Raw genomic sequence first — 2,650 nt, forward strand, 5'->3', positions numbered from 1 at the left:
TGGTCGGCCAGGAAGCGGTAGCCGGCGCCGGAAGGGGTCGTGGGAAGCGGCGGGCGAGTTGCCGCTCGCGAAGCCCTGGACCAGGGCCCGCAGCCGATTGGGGTTGGCGGCGTCGAAATCGGGATGGGCGGTCAGGGCCAACACCCGCCCGAGGGCGCCCTCGTCAGGGTCGCGGGCCTGGGCCGCGAACCACTTGTCGAGCACCAGGGGTTCGTGGCGCCACTGGGCGTGGAAGGCGTCCAGGGCGGTCTGGGCCGGTTCGCCGCCGACCTGGATCAGGGCCGACAGGGCCCCGATGGAGTCGGTCATGTTGGCGGCGGCCTGGAAATGGCCGACGATTCGCTCGATGTTCACGGCGTGCGGATCGGCCGACAGCAGGTCGGCGCAGGCGTTGCGCAGGGCGCGTCGCCCGGCGTCGCGGGCGTCGGGCGAATAGGGTTCGGCGCTCTGCATCTCGCCATGGGTGCGCCGCAGCAGGTCGCCCAGGTGCACGGCGATACGGGTCTTCAGCAGATTACGCGCGGCGTGCAGGGCGGCGGGATCGACCACGGCCAGGGCCAGGGCCAGGTCGCCCTCGCTGGGCAGGGCGGTCAGCAGGGCCTTGAAGGCGGGGTCGGCGGCCTCGTCCATCAGGGCCCGGCCCAGGGCGTCGGCGTAGCGCTCCTCGCCCAGTTCGTCAGGCGTCCCGCCGGCCCGCGCCAGGATCAGGGCCCGGGCCAGGCCCTGGCCGGCTTCCCAGCGATTGAACAGGTCCGGATCGCTCGCCAGGCGCACATAGGCGTCATGTGGCGGCTCGTCGATGGTCAGCACCACGGGAGCCGAGAACCCGCGCAGGGCCGAGAGGATCGGCCGCTCGGCGCCGCAGGACAGGGTGACGCTCTGTTCGGCCTGGTCCAGGATGATCAGGGTTTCCTCGCCCAAGGGCTGACCCTTGGCCGACAGCATCCCCAGGCGCACCGGGATCGGCAGCGGGCGCTTCTTGGCCTGGCCGCGGGTCGGCCGGGTGACCTGGCGCAGGGTCAGGGTGATCTCGCCGGCCTTGGCGTCGTGACGGCTGCCCAGACTGACCGCCGGGGTGCCCGCCTGCTTGTACCAATGGAAGAAGTCGCTGAGGTCGCGCCCCGAGGCGTCGGCGAAACAGGCGATGAAGGCCTCGACCGTCGTGGCGTCGCCGTCATGGCGCTTGAAATAGAGGTCCAGGCCGGCCCGGAACATCTCGGCGCCGAGCAGGGATTTCAGCATGCGGATGATCTCCGCGCCCTTTTCATAGATGGTCGCGGTGTAGAAGTTGTCGATCTTCACATAGTTGCCCGGCCGCACCGGGTGGGCCAGGGGGCCGGCGTCCTCGGCGAACTGCCGGGCGCGCAGGGCCTTGACGTCCTTGATCCGCTGGACCGCCTCGCCGCGCATGTCGGCGCTGAAGCTCTGGTCGCGGAACACCGTCAGGCCCTCCTTCAGGCACAGCTGGAACCAGTCGCGGCAGGTGATGCGGTTGCCGGTCCAGTTGTGGAAATATTCGTGGGCCACGACGCTTTCGATGCGCTCATAGTCCATGTCGGTGGCGGTTTCGGGGGCGGCCAGCAACAGCGAGCTGTTGAAGATGTTCAGCCCCTTGTTCTCCATGGCCCCGAAGTTGAAGTCGCGCACCGCGACGATCATGAACAGGTCAAGATCGTATTCGCGGCCAAAGGCCTCCTCGTCCCATTTCATCGATCGCTTCAGGGCGTCCAGCGCATAGGCGGCGCGCGGGGCCTGACCGGGATCGACGAACACCCGCAGGGCCACGTCGCGGCCGCTCATCGTGGTGAAGCTGTCCTCCAGCACGTCCAGCTCGCCGGCCACCAGGGCGAACAGATAGGCCGGCTTGGGGAAGGGATCGTTCCAGACCGCGTAGTGACGGCCTGACGGCAGGGCGCCGCTCTCGACCAGATTGCCGTTGCTCAGCAGGTGATGGAAGGCCGCGTCGGCCTCGAGTCGGACCGTGTAGCGGCTGAGCACGTCGGGACGGTCGGGGAAGAAGGTGATCGTGCGGAAGCCCTCGGCCTCGCACTGGGTGCAAAAGCGCCCGCCCGACATGTACAGGCCCATCAGGGCCTTGTTGACCGAGGGATCGATCTCGACCTCGGTGGTCAGCTCGAAATTGTCGGGCAGGTCGGGGATGGTCAGGTGCTGGTCGTCCAGCGCGTACTGGTTGGCCCCCAGGCTTTGGCCGTCCACCGCCACCGACAGCAGCTTCAGATGCTCGCCGTTGAGCACCAGGGGCTCGCCGGCCGTGCCGACCCGCGTCACCTGCAGGGTCGCCCTCACCCGCGTCGCGCTGGGGTCCAGCTGGAACGCCAGGGCGGTCGTGTCGATCCGGAAGGGGAACGGGCGATAGTCGGAAAGGCGGATGGGCTGGTCAATGTCGGTGCGCATCCGGGCAATGTAGTGATCCGGAGGCGGCGGGGCGAGGGGAAGGCGGCTTGACCACGACCAGAAAACGGCCGCGTCTAGACGAAAGTCTATGGGGGACGTCATGAGCCTGAGCGAAATTCAGTCCGGCCTCGAGGTCGGACGCCGCCGATTTCTGCATCCCGGCCCGCTGCGCTGGCTGCGGGCCGTGGCCTGGATGCTGCTGTTGTTCGTGGTCTTCACCCTCGTCTATGCCGGG

Annotated in this window: 1 pseudogene; it reads right to left on the reverse strand. The window is 68.6% G+C overall.

The features are described 5' to 3' along the window. Window positions 1-2,415 (reverse strand): annotated as a pseudogene (gene pepN / locus CSW58_RS13380) (aminopeptidase N); the annotation flags it as partial. Window positions 2,416-2,650: the final 235 nt, after the last annotated feature.

This window comes from Caulobacter sp. B11, from assembly GCF_002737765.1.
Taxonomy (GTDB): Bacteria; Pseudomonadota; Alphaproteobacteria; order Caulobacterales; family Caulobacteraceae; genus Caulobacter.